General features: G+C 73.2%; 10 protein-coding genes. 5 read left to right on the forward strand and 5 right to left on the reverse strand.

The features are described from left to right. Window positions 1–207 precede the first annotated feature (207 nt). Window positions 208–1,239, reverse strand: coding sequence for a saccharopine dehydrogenase family protein (locus MPTA5024_RS33475; RefSeq protein ID WP_036331739.1), 1,032 nt, complete (start codon window positions 1,237–1,239; stop codon window positions 208–210). A gap of 101 nt (window positions 1,240–1,340) precedes the next feature. Between MPTA5024_RS33475 and MPTA5024_RS33480 the strand changes: the two genes are divergently transcribed. Further along, window positions 1,341–2,285 (forward strand): helix-turn-helix domain-containing protein, encoded by a 945-nt coding sequence (locus MPTA5024_RS33480; RefSeq protein WP_036331741.1) that lies wholly within the window; start codon window positions 1,341–1,343, stop codon window positions 2,283–2,285. Between the two features lie 40 nt (window positions 2,286–2,325). Here MPTA5024_RS33480 and MPTA5024_RS33485 read toward each other — a convergent pair whose 3' ends face one another. Further along, on the reverse strand, window positions 2,326–4,725 hold the full coding sequence (locus MPTA5024_RS33485; RefSeq protein ID WP_036331742.1) for an ABC transporter permease: 2,400 nt from the start codon (window positions 4,723–4,725) through the stop codon (window positions 2,326–2,328). 351 nt (window positions 4,726–5,076) lie between these two features. On the opposite strand from MPTA5024_RS33485, the gene MPTA5024_RS33490 reads away from it, so the two are divergent. The 3 genes from MPTA5024_RS33490 to MPTA5024_RS33500 all read left to right on the forward strand — a co-directional run bounded on the left by MPTA5024_RS33490 (window position 5,077) and on the right by MPTA5024_RS33500 (window position 7,920). After that, window positions 5,077–6,063 carry a DNA polymerase ligase N-terminal domain-containing protein gene (locus MPTA5024_RS33490; RefSeq protein ID WP_036331744.1) on the forward strand — a complete coding sequence of 329 codons (987 nt, stop codon included), beginning with the start codon at window positions 5,077–5,079 and terminating at the stop codon, window positions 6,061–6,063. Window positions 6,064–6,206: 143 nt separating this feature from the next. Further along, window positions 6,207–7,631 carry an amidase gene (locus MPTA5024_RS33495; protein WP_036331746.1) on the forward strand — a complete coding sequence of 475 codons (1,425 nt, stop codon included), beginning with the start codon at window positions 6,207–6,209 and terminating at the stop codon, window positions 7,629–7,631. Between the two features lie 103 nt (window positions 7,632–7,734). Next, window positions 7,735–7,920 carry a hypothetical protein gene (locus tag MPTA5024_RS33500; RefSeq protein WP_036331747.1) on the forward strand — a complete coding sequence of 62 codons (186 nt, stop codon included), beginning with the start codon at window positions 7,735–7,737 and terminating at the stop codon, window positions 7,918–7,920. A gap of 135 nt (window positions 7,921–8,055) precedes the next feature. Here the strand turns inward: MPTA5024_RS33500 and MPTA5024_RS33505 are convergent, their stop codons facing one another. Together MPTA5024_RS33505 and MPTA5024_RS33510 are read right to left on the reverse strand one after the other, a co-directional pair. Further along, window positions 8,056–9,273 carry a site-2 protease family protein gene (locus MPTA5024_RS33505; protein WP_036331749.1) on the reverse strand — a complete coding sequence of 406 codons (1,218 nt, stop codon included), beginning with the start codon at window positions 9,271–9,273 and terminating at the stop codon, window positions 8,056–8,058. Window positions 9,274–9,483: 210 nt separating this feature from the next. Beyond that, complete coding sequence (locus tag MPTA5024_RS33510; RefSeq protein ID WP_036331751.1) at window positions 9,484–11,733, reverse strand: rhamnogalacturonan lyase family protein; 2,250 nt, start codon at window positions 11,731–11,733, stop codon at window positions 9,484–9,486. A gap of 353 nt (window positions 11,734–12,086) precedes the next feature. Between MPTA5024_RS33510 and MPTA5024_RS33515 the strand changes: the two genes are divergently transcribed. Further along, the gene (locus tag MPTA5024_RS33515; protein WP_036331753.1) at window positions 12,087–13,319 is read left to right on the forward strand and encodes an NAD(P)/FAD-dependent oxidoreductase; all 1,233 of its coding nucleotides are present in this window, start codon (window positions 12,087–12,089) and stop codon (window positions 13,317–13,319) included. A 17-nt stretch (window positions 13,320–13,336) separates the two neighbouring features. Here MPTA5024_RS33515 and MPTA5024_RS33520 read toward each other — a convergent pair. Further along, the coding region (locus MPTA5024_RS33520; protein WP_036331755.1) for a HAMP domain-containing protein at window positions 13,337–17,209 on the reverse strand (3,873 nt) is incomplete at its 5' end.

Here is a 17,209-nt window from a genome sequence, read left to right on the forward strand (position 1 = left end):
GCCGACCGGGAGGTCCGTCCACGATCGCGCCACGGCCTGTTCCCACCTCATCCCGATGTGCGGACGCGGGAGAGGTTATCCAGCCGCGAAAAGATCGTCTACGCACTTCGCCAAATCGCGAGATTTCCTGATCTGCCTACGGCTTGTCGCCGCCCTCTCCGCCGACCCAACGCGGCACGCAACAGCCCGGCGCACGGCCTGGGCTCGCTACGGACGCAGGTCCAGGGAGATGTGAGAGGACAGCGCGAGCAAGAAGTCGGGCGCGTCGAAAATCTCGCCGGCGGAGGCGACACCGACCGTCCTGGTCCGTCCCGTGAGGATGCGGTCAACCGCTTCCACCGCGAGCGGCGCGGTGACGGCGTAGATGTCCTGGCCGCTCGCCACAGCGCGTCGCTCGGTGCCGCGGGAGCGCACGACGACGTCGACCAGGAAGGTCTGTGCGGACCGCCCGTGCTCGTCGACCGCAGTGGGGGCCGGCGTGTCCGGCGCCGACACGTCCCCGGCCGCCTCGGCCGTCATGTAGGTGCGCACCTCGGGGATAACCAGGTGGCTGGGGATGGTGACGACGTCGGCCATCGTGAACTCCCCGACGACCGCCCGGGTGCCCATCGGGTCGGGGAAAGGCCACTGGAGGCTCGTCGCATCGTCCTGGCGGTAGTCGAGCCGCCCGTTCCTGTACACGACGCGTGCGCCGCCCCGCCGCCGCCGGGAGACCGCGCCCGAGGCCCGCGTCCCGTCCGTGGGGTGCCAACTGCTCAGCCCGTACGCGATGTGCGCCTCGTCGGCCGCCGTCCAGTCGCCCATCGCCGTGGTGGCCAGCAGGTCACCGAGGCCGCCGAAGAAGGCCATCGCGGGGACGATCACCGCTCCTGCGGCGCGGGCGCGGTCCGCGAAGTGCGCGAACGTGTCGACGTTGGCCTCGATTTCGGCTGCCACGTCCACATACGGGATCGTGGCCCGCAGGGCCGCCTCGATTACGGGGGCGGCCGTCGTGGCGAAGGGTCCGGCACAGTTGATCACCGCAGCCGCACCGGCCAGCGCGGAGTCGAGCGAGACCGGATCGTCGACCGACGCCGGCCGAGTCTCGAGTCCGGGATGGGACGTCGCCAACGCCTGCAGTTTGCCGGAGTCACGGCCGGAGAGGACCGGGACGTACCCGCGCTCCCGCAGCTCCGCCACCACGAACCGGCCCGTGTGCCCGTACGCGCCGAACACCGCCACCATCTGCCCCGATCCCACGGGCTCTCCTCTGCGCTCGAATGATCCACTGCGGACATCCTGACGGGCGCGAGCATCCGATCGTGAGTGTCTGGAACGCCATGACCCGTACAATTTCGGACGTGGGTGCTGTCGCGCTGGCCGTCGTCGACGGAATGCTGCACTTCGAACTGTCCCTGGCGTACGAGGTCTTCGCCGCCGCGCCGGCCGGCGTGACGGTCCCCTGGTACGACGTCACCGTCTGCGGGCCGGCCGCTGTACAGGTCGGCCGGTTCCGGCTGGAGCCGGACCTCGGGCTCGACCGGCTCGAGCACGCCGGCACCGTGATCGTCTCGAGCGTGGCCGACGTCGACCAGGACCCACCGGCCGACCTGGTCGACGCGGTGCGCGCGGCCCACGAGGCGGGCGCCCGCGTGGTCTCCCTCTGCACGGGCGCGTTCGTGCTGGCCGCGGCCGGCCTGCTGGACGGAAGGCGGGCGACCACGCACTGGGCGCACACCGAGGCTCTGGCCGCCCGCTACCCCCGGGTGGAGGTCGACCCTGACGTGCTCTACGTGGACAACGGCAGCGTGCTCACCTCCGCCGGGAAGGCCGCCGCGCTGGACCTCTGCCTGCACCTCGTCCGCCTCGACCACGGCTCGTCGATCGCCAACGCCGTCGCCCGCCGCCTAGTCGTCCCACCGCACCGGGCCGGGGGCCAGGCCCAGTTCGTCACCACCCCGGTGCCCGCCCAGGACGACCACCGGCTCGCCGCCCTGTTCCCCTGGATCATGGAACGGCTTGACCAGCCGCTGACAGTGGAGGACCTGGCCCGGCAGGCGCGGATGAGCTCACGGCATCTGAGCCGTCACTTCAGAGCGGCGACCGGCACCACTCCCCTGCAATGGCTGCTGACCCAGCGGATCCGCCACGCCCAGGAACTGCTGGAGAAGACCGACGACAGTGTCGACACCGTCGCGGCCGCCACCGGCATGGGCACCGCCACGACGCTGCGCCGCCACTTCAACCGCACGGTCGGCGTGCCCCCGGACACCTACCGCCGCACCTTCCGCTCACAGACCCGCTGATCCCCGGGCCACCTGATCCGCAACCCGGCGGGCGGGCGGCTCACTCCGTGCGGAGGATGTGCCCGATGCGCAGCCGGGAGGCGAGGTGGCCCGGCCACAACGCGAGGAGGTTCGCGATCGCGATCGCGGCCGGTCCGATCGCCAGTAACGCCCAGAAGGCCGTGGGCGGCTGGTAGAACACCGGGGTCTGGTACGCGACCACGCGCCACAGAGTGCGACCCAGGGCGACGCCGAGCGGAACGCCGAAGACGAGGCCGACGATCGCGAGCAGCGACCCTTGCATGAAGACGACGAGCCGCGACTGGCGGCGCGTCATGCCCAGCGCGCGCATGACGGCGACCTCGTGCCTGCGCCGCCGCACGGCCGTGGCGAGCGCGTGACCCACGGCGCCCACGGCCAGGAGCGCGAGGAAGCCGCCGAGGAACAGCGGAAGGACGAGCACGTCCTGGACTTCGTAGGACTGTTCGGGCGCTTCGGTGCCTTCCATGGAGATCCGATCGCCGTTCTCGACCCCGCTCATGGCACCCATGAGGCGCCCCTGGACGGCCTCGGGGTCGGCGCCGGGGCGGAGTGCGACGAGCGCCACGTGGTACTTGAAGTGCGTGCCGAAAAGTGCCGTGAAACCGGCCGAATCGGTCCACGCACCGGCGTCGTAGTCGTTGTGCGCCCCGTTGGGCACGAAGCCGATCCCCGAGACCCTCATGGTCCGGGGGCCGGTCGACCCGGACAGCCGTACGGCCGAGCCGACGTCGGCCTTCAGCGAGCGCGCGGTCGTGGGGGCGAGGACGACGTCACCCGGGCCCTTCGGCATTCGGCCGGTGACGAGAACGACAGGCAGGGCCTCGCCGACCGGGCGATAGCGGTAGACGGTGACCGAGACCTCGCCCGACTCGGCCACGGCCACCTGGGCGTCGTTCACCGCGACCACGTCGCGGTCGCGGCCCAAGGCGGCCATGGCCTGGTCCGCCGCTGCCCAGTCCTTCCCGCCCTCCCCGAAGTACGCGACGAGCTGGAAGGTCTGGCCGAACTTGGTGAGATCGCCGGCGACGCCGGCGACCCCCGCGCCGAACGTGAAGGAGGCGACCACGCCGAGCACCCCCGCGACGGCCCCGAACAGCGCGGGCCGTACGGGGACCGCGCTGCGGCCCTGTCCGGGTTCCAGGGCGAACCGTGCGCCGACCACCAACGGCACCGGCAGCCCGAGACGGTCCGCCACACGCGCGATCGCGGAGCGGTGGGGCGCGGCCGTGGACCGCGCCTTCATGATCGCGATGCGCGCCGCGCCGAGCGCTCCGGCCAGGACCAGAAGCGGCGCGGCGACCCAGCCGCCGGCGAGCACGAGGAGGTCGACGTCGAAGCCCGGGGCGGGTTCGAACAGGGAGGCGGCGCCGATCGGCATCCAGGGGGAGGCGGCCGCCGCTGCCGCGACCCCCAGCGTCGCGCCGGCGAGAGAGGCGAGGAACGGCCCGGCGGAGGCGGCGGCCAGCGTCTGCCTCGTTGTGAGCCCGCATGCGCGCAGGGCCTGCAGTTCGCCGACACCGGCCGCGGTGTAGCGGGCCACGGACTGGCCGACGAGCACGAGCGCGGCGGCCAGTGCCGCCAGGGCGAAGGCCGTGAGGCACAGGCTTTCGTAGGCGTTCACACGCTGGTGGTGCCTGGCGACGTCCGCGGCGTTCCAGATCTCGATGTCCGTCCGCCCGGTGACCTTCGCCAGCCCGGCGCGGAAGGCGGGCAGTCCCTTCTCGCCCCGATCCAGGCGGACCAGCGCGTTGGCGAAGCCGAACGACCCGGTGCCGAGGAAGTTCTTCGGGTAGGCGGCGAAGAGACCGGGTGAAGGGAAGACCGAGAACCAGGTGCCCTTGTCCTTGATGTTGTCGGAGAACCACGGGGAGCGGATGACGCCGACGATCCGCGCCCGCACAGTGGGGCCGTGCGGGTTCCCGTCGAAGCTGGAGCTTCCGGCCTCCTCCGGCGTCATCAGCCGCAGCGTGAGCCGATCTCCGACGCCCTTGCCGTACACGACGGGAAACTGGCCGGTCACCATGACCTCGTCGGCGCGGCGGGGGTCGGCGAGGCGCCCCTCCAGCACCACCGGCCGCTCGATGGTCCGGTACGTCTCGGGGCTGGTGGGCGGGAGGTATCCCCAGTAGCCGGGGAGTTCCGCCACGAAGAAGGGTGCCACGGCGAAGGGTGCCACGGCCGCGACTCCGGGGAGCCCGCGCACCTTCTGCCAGTCGAACGTCGCGTCGTTCGGCAGGACGACCGCGTCGGCCGGCAGCGTGACGGCGCGCAGGCGGGCTATCGCGCTGTCCCCGCGCCGGGCGCCCGCCAGGGCGGCCAGCACCGTGGCGGTCGCGACGGCCACGAGCAGCGCGAGCACGATGAACGAGCGCGCGCGTCTGCGCACCTCCAGCCGGAGCCACAGGGCGGCGAGATTCATGAGCGCTCCCGGCGTTCATCCCGGCGGGCACCGGCGTGCCGCTTTCCGTGAATTACACATCGCTTTCCGTGAATTACACATCGTGCGAAACGCCGGGCGGAAGGGCGCTGGCCACGACATCGCCGGGTGCTGGCACCCCCGGGCGTCCGCAGGCTGGCACCCTCGGAGACGATCTCCCGGCCGGGAGGACAGCCGGCGCCGCCCTTTCCGGATGGCGTCGGCTCAGCGGAGCTCAGACGACGGGCACGCCGTCGCGGACCTGCCCGACCGGCTTGGCGACGAACGGACACGTTCGGCGAGGTGACTTCATGCCGTCCGACGAAATCACGCCACGGGGGTAGAACCCTGGCCGTGGCCGACAAACTGGAGACCTATCGCGCCAAGCGCGACCCCCGGCGCACGAGCGAGCCGATCCCCGACGCCGAGCCGCTGCCGAGGGGCGACGACGACACCTTCGTCATCCAGGAGCACCACGCGCGCTCCCTCCACTGGGACCTGCGGCTCGAACGCGGCGGCGTCCTCGTCTCCTGGGCGATCCCCCGGGGCCTGCCGCCCGACCCCGGCACCAACCACCTCGCCGTCCACACCGAGGACCACCCCATGGAGTACGCCCGGTTCGAGGGGGAGATCCCCCAGGGCGAGTACGGCGGCGGCCGGATGTTCGTCTGGGACCGCGGCCGCTACACCACGGAGAAGTGGACCGACCGCGAGGTCAAGATCGTCCTCAGCGGCGCCCGGGCCTCCGGCCGCTACGTGCTGTTCCAGACGCACGGCAAGAACTGGATGATCCACCGGATGGACCCGCCCGTCCCCGGGTGGGAACCGCTCCCGGAGACGGTCGTCCCGATGCGGCCGGTGACGCGCGCCCGGGTCCCGCGGGACGCCGAGCGGTACGGCTGGGAGTTCTCGTGGGGCGGCCTGCGGGCCGTCGCGCAGGTGAGCGGCGGGCGGCTCGTCCTGCGGGACGCCTCCGGGGCGGAGATCACCAAGGACCACGGATGGCTGCGCGCCATGGCCGAGTCGCTCGGCAGCCGCCCCGCCGTCCTCGACGGCGAGATCGTCCCTCTGGGCGGGAACCCGGTGTACGTCTGCTCCGACCTGCTCTACGACGACGGGCGGTCCCTGCTGGCCGAGCCGTACGAGCGCCGCCGCGCCCGGCTGGAGGGGCTGGAACTGGCCGGGCCGCGATGGCAGACCGCGCCGAGCTGGCCGGGCGAGGTGCGGGCCGTCCGGCGGGCGGCCGCCGAGCAGGGCCTGCCGGGCGTGCTGGGCAAGCGGCTCGACTCGCCGTACGAGCCGGGCGAGGAGTCCCCGGCCTGGGTCCTCCTGCCTTCCTGACGCCCGTCCCCGTCCCGTCCCCGTCCCGTCCCCGGAGGCCGGGCGGCTGAGGGGGGCGCGGAAGACAAGACTGCCGTTTCCCGGCGCCCGCGCCTAGATTTCCCGGCACGCGGTCGAGGAGATCGAGGAGGAGGGGGCGTCGCATGGAGCTCTGGGAGCTCGGCGCGGGGGAGCTCGCGCGGCTCGTCCGCGAGCGGCGGGCGTCGTGCCGTGAGACGGTGGAGGCGTGCCTGCGGCGGATCGAGGCCGTGAACCCGCGGGTGAACGCGGTCACGGTCACGCTGGGGGAGCGGGCGCTGGAGGCGGCGCGGGCGGCCGACGAGGCCCTCGCGCGCGGCCGGCCGGCGGGGCCGCTGTGCGGCGTCCCGTTCACCGTCAAGGAGAACGTCGACGTGGCGGGCTCGGCGACGACGCTGGGCATCGTCCCCCTCCGTGACGCGGTGGCGTCCCTGGACGCGCCGCCCGTCGCCGAGCTGAGGGCGGCCGGGGCGATCCCGATCGGGCGGACGAACATGCCCGAGTTCGGCATGCGCTGGCACACCGAGAACGCGTTGCGCGGCCCCACCCGCAACCCGTGGTCCGCCGGGCACACCCCGGGCGGGTCGAGCGGCGGCGAGGCGGCCGCCGTGGCGACGGGGATGTCCCCCCTCGGGATCGGGAACGACGGCGCGGGATCCCTCCGCTGGCCCGCCCAGTGCTGCGGGGTGAGCGCGCTGAAGCCGTCGCTCGGCCGGGTGGCGCAGGCAGGCGAGCGCGCCGGGCCGACGCCGTTCGCCTTCCAGCTTCTGGGAGTGCACGGACCGGTCGCGCGCCGGGTGGCCGACCTGCGACCGGCCTTCGCGCACATGTGCGGGCGGTCCGGCGGGGATCCGTGGCACGCCCCGGTGCCCCTGACCGGTCCTCCGATCGGCACCCCGGTGCGGGTGAGCCTCGTCGCCCGCCCCGGCGGAGCCGTCCCTGATCCCGGCGTCGCGGGCGCCCTGCGGCGGGCGGCGGAGGCGCTGACCGAGGCCGGGTACGTCGTCGAGGATGCACAGGCGCCCGCCCTCGCCCGGGCCGCCGAGATCCACACCCAGATCATGTCGGCGTACGGCCGGGTGCACCGCGAGCAGCCGCCCGCGGAGACGGTGGCGTCCGAGGGGTTCGCCCGCTTCTGGGCCGCCTTCGAGCCGGTCTGGAACGGGTCGGCGGGCGAGCCCGCGTTCGACCCGATGATGGAGCGGGCCTCCCTCGCCCGCCTGTGGGCCGTGTGGATGAGCCGGACGCCCCTGGTGCTCGCCCCGATCCGCACGCACCCGGCCTTCCCGGTCGGCGCCGACCTCGATCCGGGATGGCTGGCCGGGTGGCCGGAGACGATGCGGACAGCGGTCGCGGTCAACCTCCTCGGCCTGCCCGCGGTCGCCGTGCCTGTCGGGGTCGCGGCCGGCCTGCCGCAGGCCGTGCAGATCATCGGGCCGCGGTTCCGCGAGGACCTGTGCCTGGACGCCGCCGAAGTGATCGAGGCCGCGGCGGGCCCGCTGACACCGATCGACCCGGCGCCCCTGCCGATCCGGCCCGACCGTGCGTGATGCCGCACCGACCCCCGTGACAGGCCCGTTTCCGGTGGGCGCCCGGCCCGCATGGGACCGCGTTGACGGGGTACGGCCGCGGGCGGCAGGAGAGGGGGACGCCATGGCACACGGAGACGAGACGGCGGGCGGCCGGGGCGCGGGCGGGGAGATCCCGGACCGCCTGCCCCCACTGGCCCAGTCGCCCGACGCACAGCCGGAGGGCGATCCGGAGGGCGGCGCCAGCGGCGACTGGCACGCCCCGGGCGCGGACTCGCCGGACGACGTGGAGGAGCCGTACGACGAGTGAGGCCCCCCCGGCGCGGACGAGGCGGCGTGGACGAGGCGGCCCGGAGGGGCCGGCCCGGACAAAGCGGCCCGGAGGGGACGGCCCGGACGAGGCTGCGGGGCGGTCAGGCGGCGGTGCGGTCAGGCGGGGGTGCGGTCAGGCTGCGGGGCGGTGGGTGCCGCGGTGCCCGTGGAGCCCGTGCGGCGGCGGCCCGGCCAGGTCGGCGCCGCCGGGCCGGTACGGGTCGCCGGCCCGCAGGTCGGCCGTCTGCAGGGCGCGGCTGATGTCACTGGGTGTGACCAGCCCCACCAGCCGGCCGCCGGCGTCGACCACCGCGGCCCGACCGTCGGAGCAGCCGCTCATGCGCGGCAGCAGGTCTGTGAGCGGCTCGTCGGGGTGCGCCGTCGGCACGTCCCCCGGCGGGCACGCGATGTCCCGCAGCCGGGTCAGGGGACGTTCGTGCGGAGGGACGTCCCGGAGCCGGTTGAGCGTCACCAGCCCAGCCAGCCGGCCGTCCTCGTCCACCAGGGGGTACGTGGACAGCCGGTGCCGCATGACGAGACGGTCGACGAGGCTCGCCACGGTCTCGTCGGGACGGGCGGCGAGCGGCTGCCCGGACATCACGTCGGCCACCCTGATGCCGTGGAGGGCGGCGCCGACCCGCGTCTGCTGCTCCTCCGCTGTCGCCGCGTTCACCAGGAACAGCCCGATCAGGGCCAGCCAGATCCCCTGCAGCCCGCGCCCGCCGACCAGCTGGAGGAAGCCCAGCGCGATGAGGGTGTACCCGAACAGGCGCCCGGCGCGCGCGGCCGCGACGGCCGCCCTGGCCTGGTCGTGCCACACCGACCAGAGGATCGCCCGCAGGATCCGGCCGCCGTCCAGCGGCGCGGCGGGGACCAGGTTGAACAGGGCGAGCAGGACGTTGACCGCGGCCAGGTAGGCGAACATCGCCGCGGCCAGCGGCGCGGCGCCCGTCGTCGACAGCAGCCAGGCCACGAGCGCGGACACCGCCCCGAGGACGAGGCTGGTGAGGGGGCCCACACCGGCGATCTTCAGGTCCTCGCCGGGAGAGCGGGGGACGCCGCGCAGCTCCGCCACGCCGCCGAGCAGCCACAGCGTGATGCCGTTCACCTCGATGCCGTGCCGCCGGGCCACGACCGCGTGGGCGAGCTCATGGGCGAGCAGGCAGGCCAGGAAGAGCACCGCCGAGGCCACCCCGGCCAGCAGGTACGCCGCGGCGGGCAGGCCGGGGACGTCGAGCGGGAAGCGCCCGAACGCCAGCCCGAAGACCAGGATCACGACGATGACGAGCACGCTGATGTTGATGCCGACCGCGACGCCCCCGACGCGGCCCAGGCTCATCGAGGATCGCATGGCGCCTCCCCCAGGCACGGCGTGACCGCTTCCTACCCACCTGGCGAGCCCCCACGCGAGATCGGCCCCCGCGCCGCGCCGTCCCTTTCGTGATCGGGGCGGGTGACATGGCGACCTCAGGTTCGTCCAGAGGTCGCCGTCGACGAAGGCGCCCGGTGCGCGGCGGGGGCGGCCGCGGCACCGGGCGGGACTTCGGGGTGGGCGGGCCCGTCAGCGCACGTAGATGTCCGGCTGCGGGGGAGTGCCCATGCCGTCGCCGATGAAGAAGCTCGGGTGCGGCGGCTGGTTGTAGGCGGTGTTCTGCCAGGCGACGGCGACCCGGTACATCGGGTCGTGCATCAGCGTCGGGATCCGGCGCGTGGTGGGAACGGTGGTGCTGTAGACGCGCAGCGCCCGGTCGTCGCTCGTCGGCCAGACCACCTCCTCGCGCCAGTCGCCGAACAGGTCGGCCGACAGGGACGGCGTCGACTTGGTGCCGTTGTTCGAGTGCACGCCGCTGCCGGTCAGCAGCCGGGTGTCGGAGCCCGTGCCGTACTTGTCGACGTGGGTGCCGTCGAGCAGTTCGCGCACCGGGTCGGCGTCCCACCAGGCCAGGAAGTTCGCCGACCCGGGCTTGCGGCCGACGTTCTGGCCTCTGGTGTTGTAGACGCCGGAGACGGCCGCCGACCACGACTCCGCGCCGGGGCTGCCCGCCCACACGTCGTCGGACACGCCGCGGCCGTTGTCGCAGCCGCAGGAGGCGTTGCTCCAGAGGGTCTGGCCGGTGCGGCCGTCGGCGAACCAGGCGGCCGGCTTGCTGGTGTCCTCGTCGACCTTGAAGACCTCCAGGCCGGCATGGCCCGGGTCGAGGTCGCCGACGTGCAGGGCGTCGCCGTGGCCGTAGCCGGTGTTCCACAGCGGCCTGCCGTTGTCGTCGATCGCCATGGCGCCGAAGACGATCTCGTCCCGGCCGTCGCCGTCGAGGTCGGCGGCGGACATCTGGTGGTCGCCCTGACCCCGGTACTGGCTGCCGGCCGAGTCGGAGTCGAACTTCCACCGCTCGACGAGGGACCCGTTGCGGAAGTCCCACGCCACGATCACCGTACGGGTGTAGTAGCCCCGCGACATGATCAGCGACGGGCGGGCGCCGTCCAGGTAGGCGGTGGCGGCGAGGAACCGGTCCACCCGGTTGCCGTAGCTGTCGCCCCAGGAGGAGACCGTGCCGCGCGGCGGGTCGTAGGCGACCGTCGACATGGCCGCGCCGGTCAGCCCGTTGAACATCGTGAGGTACTCGGGGCCGGACAGCACGTAGCCGGAGGAGTTGCGGTAGTCGGCCGAGGAGCTGCCGATGACCTTCCCGGTGCCGTCCCTGGTGCCGTCGGCGGTCTTCATGGCCACCTCGGCCCTGCCGTCGCCGTCGTAGTCGTACACCTGGAACTGCGTGTAGTGGGCGCCGGCGCGGATGTTGCGGCCGAGGTCGATCCGCCACAGCCGGGTGCCGTCCAGCCGGTACGCGTCGACGAAGACGTTCCCCGTGTAGCCGGACTGGGAGTTGTCCTTGCTGTTGGACGGGTCCCACTTGAGCACGAACTCGTACTGCCCGTCGCCGTCCAGGTCGCCCACGCTCGCGTCGTTGGCGCTGTAGGTGTAGGTCACGCCGTCGGGCGTCGTGCCGCCGGCCGGGGGCTGGATCGGCACGTCCAGGTGGTCGCCGCCGGTGAAGCGCAGCGACGGCTCCGACGCCGCCTGCTCGACGCCGCCCACCATCGCGCGCACCGTGTACGACGCGTCGGCGGCCGCGCCGCTGTCGAGGTAGTTCGTGGAGTCGGTGACGGTCGCGACCCTGGTGGAGCCGCGGTAGAGGGCGAACGGGGTGGTCCGGCTCTCGGTGCCCAGCAGCCGCCAGGACACCAGGTTGCCGCTGCCGGAACGGACGCTGATCAGCCCCCGGTTCAGGTCCTCCATCTGCCGGGCGCCGCTCGGGGTCGGCGTGGGCGTGGGGCTGGGCGTGGGGCTGGGCGTTGGTGTGGGCGTCGGGGTGGGGGTGGGGGTGGGGCTTCCGGTGGCCGACCCGGTGCAGGCCGTGCCGTTCAGGGAGAAGGCCGCCGGGGCCGGGTTGGCGGAGGTCCACGAGCCGTTGAACCCGAACGACGTCGAGCCGCCGGTGGCCAGCGCGCCGTTGTACCCCGCGTCCCGGGCCGTGACCTGCGCGCCGCTCTGCGTGACGGTGGCGTTCCACGCCTGAGTCACGGCCTGCCCGGCGGTGTACGACCAGGTCAGCGTCCACCCGTTGATCGGGTCGCCCAGGTTGGTGATCGTGACGTTGGCGCCGAACCCGCCCTGCCACTGGTTGGTCACGGTGTAGTCCACCCGGCATCCGGCGGCCGCCGAGGCGCCGGTGGTGGTGGCGGCCCAGGCGCCCATCGACGCGACCGCGGCGACGACCACGGGGAGGACGACGCGTCTTCGCGTCCTGAGCATGCGGGACCTCCTGTGTGCGGTGACGGGACGGGCCGGTCCGGTCGCCGGGCGGGATGCGGAGGGGGAGCGCCCGCGGCCGGCGCGGCGGCCCCGGACCGTGTTCCGCGTCACTGTCACGGCCGCCGTCACCGGGCGTCAAGGGCGGGGGACAGCCCCCTGCCCGCTCAGCCTCCACACCTGGCACGAGCTCCGGAGGCCGGTGAAACGTACAGCCCTTCCGCAACCGCTCCCGTGTCGCGAGCGAAGACATGGAAGGGGACGCGACCCTGCGCGCTCGCTCACGCGGCGGCGGTCAGGCAGGGCGCGGCGAACCACGCCGTACCGGCGAGCGGGGCGACGACGGGAGGAGGACCATGGCGGAGCGCGGCACCGTGGTCGTGATCGGGGCGGGGCTGGCCGGCCTCGCCTGCGCCGTACGGCTGCACCGGGCGGGGGTGCCCGTCCGGGTGCTGGAGTCGTCCGACGGGGTGGGCGGGCGGGTCCGCACCGACCTGGTCGACGGCTTCCTGCTCGACCGGGGCTTCCAGGTGTTCAACACCGCCTACCCGGAGGCGGCCAGGGTCCTGGACATCGGGGCCCTCGACCTGCGGCCGTTCAACTCCGGCCTGCTCGTGCACCGGGACGGCAGGCGGGAGCGGGTGATGCTTCCGTGGAGGCACGCGGGCCAGGCCCTGAGCGGCGCCCTCGCCCGGATCGGCACGCCGCGAGACAAGATCACTCTCGCCGCGGTGACCGCGCGCGACCTGGCGCTGCCCGGCGCGCTCGTCCGCGGCGGGACGGAGCGCACCACGGAGGCCGAACTGCGGCACTGGGGCATGTCGTCCGAGATGATCGAGAACCTGGTCCGGCCGTTCTTCTCCGGCGTCGTCCTGGAGCGGGAGCTGGAGACCTCCAGCCGGATCTTCCACCTCCTCTGGCGCTCGTTCGCCCGGGGGACGATCGGCCTGCCCGCCGGGGGGATGGGGCGGATCCCCGCGCAGCTCGCCGCCCGGCTGCCCGACGGCGCGGTCCGTCTGGAGACCGCGGTCACGGCCGTGACCGGGGACGGGGTGGCGCTCGCGGGCGGGGGAGACCTCCCGGCCAAGGCCGTCGTCGTCGCCACCGATCCGCGGACGGCGGCGCGGCTGGTGCCCGGCCTCCCGGTGCCGCCGATGCGCTCGGTGACGACCTTCTACCACGCCGCCCCGCGCTCGCCGCTCGGCGAGGCGACCCAGGTCGTGGACGCCGAGGGCGTGATCACCGACACGCTGGTGATCACGGACGCGGCCCCCGAGTACTCGTCCGACGGCCGGGCGCTGATCTCGACCTCGGTCCTCGGCGTGGCCTCCGACGCGGACGAGGGCCGCGTCCGCGCCCGCCTCGGCGAGATCTACGGCGGCACCGGCTCATGGGAGCACGTCGCGACGTACCCCATCGAGGCCGCCCTGCCCGCGATGCCGCCGCCCATGCCGCTGCGCCGTCCGGTACGGCTGCGCCCGGGCCGGTACGTCTGCGGGGACCACCGGGACACCGGCTCCATCCAGGGCGCCCTCGTCTCCGGCCGCCGCGCCGCCGAGGCCGTCCTCGCCGATCTGGCCGGCCCCTGAAGCGTCCCCGGCCTGCGCTACTTGTCCTGCAGGCCGAGCCAGTGCTGCATGCAGATCATGAGCTCCTCGGCGTCGACCGGCTTGGTGACGTAGTCGCTGGCGCCGGTCGACAGCGTCTTCTCCCGGTCGCCGTGCATGGCCTTAGCGGTCACCGCGATGATCGGCAGCTGGGCGAAGCGCGGCATCGACCGGATCGCGCTCGTCGCGGCGTAGCCGTCCATCTCCGGCATCATGATGTCCATCAGGACCAGGTCGACGTCGTCGTTGCGCATCAGCACGTCGATGCCCTTGCGGCCGTTCTCCGCGTACAGCACCTGCATGCCGTGCAGTTCGAGGATCGTCGTCAGCGCGAAGACGTTGCGCACGTCGTCGTCCACGACCAGCACCTTGCGGCCCACGAGCTTGCTGTCCACCTGCTCGACCTCCCGCAGGGGCTCCTCCTCGGAGGCCGGCTGGACCAGCGGGAGCACGTTGCCGGGCTCCTCGGCCGACAGGTGCAGCGTGATGCGCTCGCGCAGCTCGTCGAGGCTGGGCAGACGCTCCAGCGGCTGGTTCCTCGACCGCACCTGCAGAAGGTCCTCCTGGGGGCGTGACAGCTTGCGCGAGTGGTGCGCGAGCACCGGCAGCGCCCGCAGCGCCGGGTCGGAGTCGAGGCCCTTCAGGAACTCGGCGGCCGCGTCGTGCGGCATGCCCAGGTCGAGCACGATGCAGTGGAAGCCCTCCTGGCGCAGCGCGGCCAGCGCCACGGCCGGGTCGCTCGCCGTGGACACCTGCACCGGGCCGTGCGTGTCGTTCAGGTCGGCCGCCACGCTCTGGGCCAGCATCGACAGCAGGCCGCCCGGCCGGGCCTCGACCACGAGCAGGCGGCGCCGCTCCCGCCCGTCGAGGCGGTGCGTGTCCGCCGTCGCGGAGGCCGGTGCGGGCGGCGCCGCGACGGGCTCGGCGACCAGGGGCTCGGCCGCCTCGGGCTCCGGCTCGACCGGGACGGCCGCCGGGTCGAACGACGTCTGGACGAGCGGCAGGTAGAGCGTGAAGGAGCTGCCCTCGCCCAGGGTGCTGGCCGCGCGGATCTCGCCGCCGAGCAGCGTGGCGATCTCCCGGCTGATCGACAGGCCGAGGCCGGTGCCGCCGTACTTGCGGCTGGTGGTGCCGTCCGCCTGCTGGAACGCGTCGAAGATCTGCGACAGGTTCTCCGCGGCGATGCCGATGCCCGTGTCCACGACGTGGAAGGCGAGCACGTCCTGCCCGGGGGCGCCCGGCAGGTCGACGCCCGCGCCGCGCTCGATGCGCAGCTCGACCGAGCCCTCCTCGGTGAACTTGACCGCGTTGGACAGCAGGTTGCGCAGGACCTGGCGCAGGCGCTGCTCGTCGGTGAGCAGGCTGGGCGGGACGTCGGGGGCGACGGTGACGCCGAACAGCAGGCCCTTCTGCGTGGTGAGCGGGCGGAAGTTGGCGTCCACGTAGTCGAGGAGCTGCCGCAGGCTCACCGCCTCCGGTGTGATGTCCATCTTGCCGGCCTCGATCTTGGACAGGTCGAGGATGTCGTTGATGAGCTGGAGCAGGTCGGTGCCGGCCGAGTGGATGACGTTCGCGTACTCCACCTGCTTGGGCGTGAGGTTGCGGGTGGGGTTCTGCGACAGCAGCTGCGCCAGGATGAGCAGCGAGTTGAGCGGCGTGCGCAGCTCGTGGCTCATGTTGGCGAGGAACTCGCTCTTGTACTTCGAGGCGAGCGCGAGCTGCTGGGCGCGGTCCTCCAGCTCCTGGCGGGCCTGCTCGATCTCGCTGTTCTTCGTCTCGATGTCGCGGTTCTGCTGGGCCAGCAGCTCCGCCTTCTCCTCCAGCTCGGCGTTCGAGCGCTGGAGCTCCTCCTGCCGGACCTGGAGCTCGGTGGCCAGGCGCTGCGACTCGGCCAGCAGCGCGTCGGTCCGGGCGTTGGCCACGATCGTGTTGACGTTGACGCCGATCGTCTCGACGAGCTGCTCCAGGAAGTCGCGGTGGACCTTGGAGAAGCGGCGCAGGCTGGCCAGCTCGATCACGCCGAGCACCTGGTCCTCCACCACGATCGGCAGGACCATCAGCGTGACCGGGTCGGCCTCGCCCAGGCTCGACGACACGGTGAGGTAGCCGGGCGGGATGTCCTCGACCAGGATCGTCCGCCTGGACAGCGCGGCCTGACCCACCAGCGACTCGCCCAGCGCGTACCGCCGCAACGTTTCGCGGTGCCCGTAGCTGCCGACGACCCGCAGCTCGGTGCCGGACGCCGTCTCCTCGGCCAGCAGGAACGTGCCGTGCTGGGCGCCGACGAGCGGGGCCAGCTCGTTCATCACCAGCTCGGCGACCGCGGCGAGGTCGCGGTGGCCCTGCATGAGACCGGAGATGCGGGCCAGGTTGGTCTTGAGCCAGTCCTGCTCCTGGTTGGCCCGCGTCGACTCGCGCAGCGACTCCACCATGGAGTTGACGTTGTCCTTCAGGTCGGCCAGCTCGCCCTCGGCGTCCACCGTGATGGAGCGGGTCAGGTCGCCGGAGGTCACGGCGCTGGTGACCTCGGCGATGGCGCGGACCTGACGGGTCAGGTTCCCGGCCAGCTCGTTGACGTTCTCGGTGAGGCGCTTCCAGGTGCCGGACACGCCCTCGACCTCGGCCTGGCCGCCGAGGCGGCCCTCGCTGCCGACCTCCCGGGCCACGCGGGTGACCTCCGCGGCGAACGACGAGAGCTGGTCGACCATGGTGTTGATGGTCGTCTTCAGCTCCAGGATCTCGCCCCGGGCGTCGACGTCGATCTTCTTGGTCAGGTCGCCCTGCGCGACCGCCGTGGTGACCTGGGCGATGGACCGCACCTGGCTGGTCAGGTTGTCGGCCATCGAATTCACGTTGTCGGTCAGGTCCTTCCAGGTGCCGGCCACGTTGGGCACCCGGGCCTGGCCGCCGAGCTGGCCCTCGGTGCCGACCTCGCGGGCCACGCGGGTGACCTCGTCGGCGAAGGCGCTCAGCGTGTCGACCATGGTGTTGATGGTCTGGGCGAGCGCGGCGACCTCGCCCTTGGCCTCGACGGTGATCTTCTGCGACAGGTCGCCGCGGGCGACGGCGGTGGCCACCTGGGCGATCGACCGCACCTGGCTCGTGAGGTTGGACGCCATCACGTTGACGGAGTCGGTGAGGTCCTTCCAGGTGCCCGAGACGCCGCGGACCGTGGCCTGGCCGCCCAGCCGTCCCTCGGTGCCCACCTCCCGGGACACGCGGGTGACCTCGTCGGCGAACGACGAGAGCTGGTCGACCATCGTGTTGATGGTCTCCTTCAGCTCCAGGATCTCGCCCCGGGCGTCCACGCGGATCTTCTGCGACAGGTCGCCGCGGGCGACGGCCGTGGTCACCTCGGCGATGGAGCGGACCTGGTCGGTGAGGTTGTCGGCCATGACGTTCACCGACTCGGTCAGGGCCTTCCAGGTGCCGGAGACGCCCTTCACGTCGGCCTGGCCGCCCAGCCGTCCCTCGGTGCCGACCTCGCGGGCGACGCGGGTGACCTCGTCGGCGAAGGCGCTCAGCGTGTCGACCATGGTGTTGATGGTCTGGGCGAGCGCGGCGACCTCACCCTTGGCCTCGACGGTGATCTTCTGCGAGAGGTCGCCCTTGGCGACCGCGGTGGCGACCTGGGAGATGTTGCGGACCTGGCTGGTGAGGTTGCCGGCCATGAAGTTGACCGAGTCGGTGAGGTCGCGCCACGTGCCGGAGACGCCCTTCACGTCGGCCTGGCCGCCGAGCTGGCCCTCGGTGCCGACCTCGCGGGCGACGCGGGTGACCTCGTCGGCGAAGGAGGAGAGCTGGTCGACCATGGTGTTGACGGTGTTCTTCAGCTCCAGGATCTCGCCCCGGGCGTCGACGTTGATCTTCTG

It is taken from the genome of Microbispora sp. ATCC PTA-5024 (assembly GCF_000511135.2).
GTDB classification, from domain to species: Bacteria; Actinomycetota; Actinomycetes; order Streptosporangiales; family Streptosporangiaceae; genus Microbispora; species Microbispora corallina.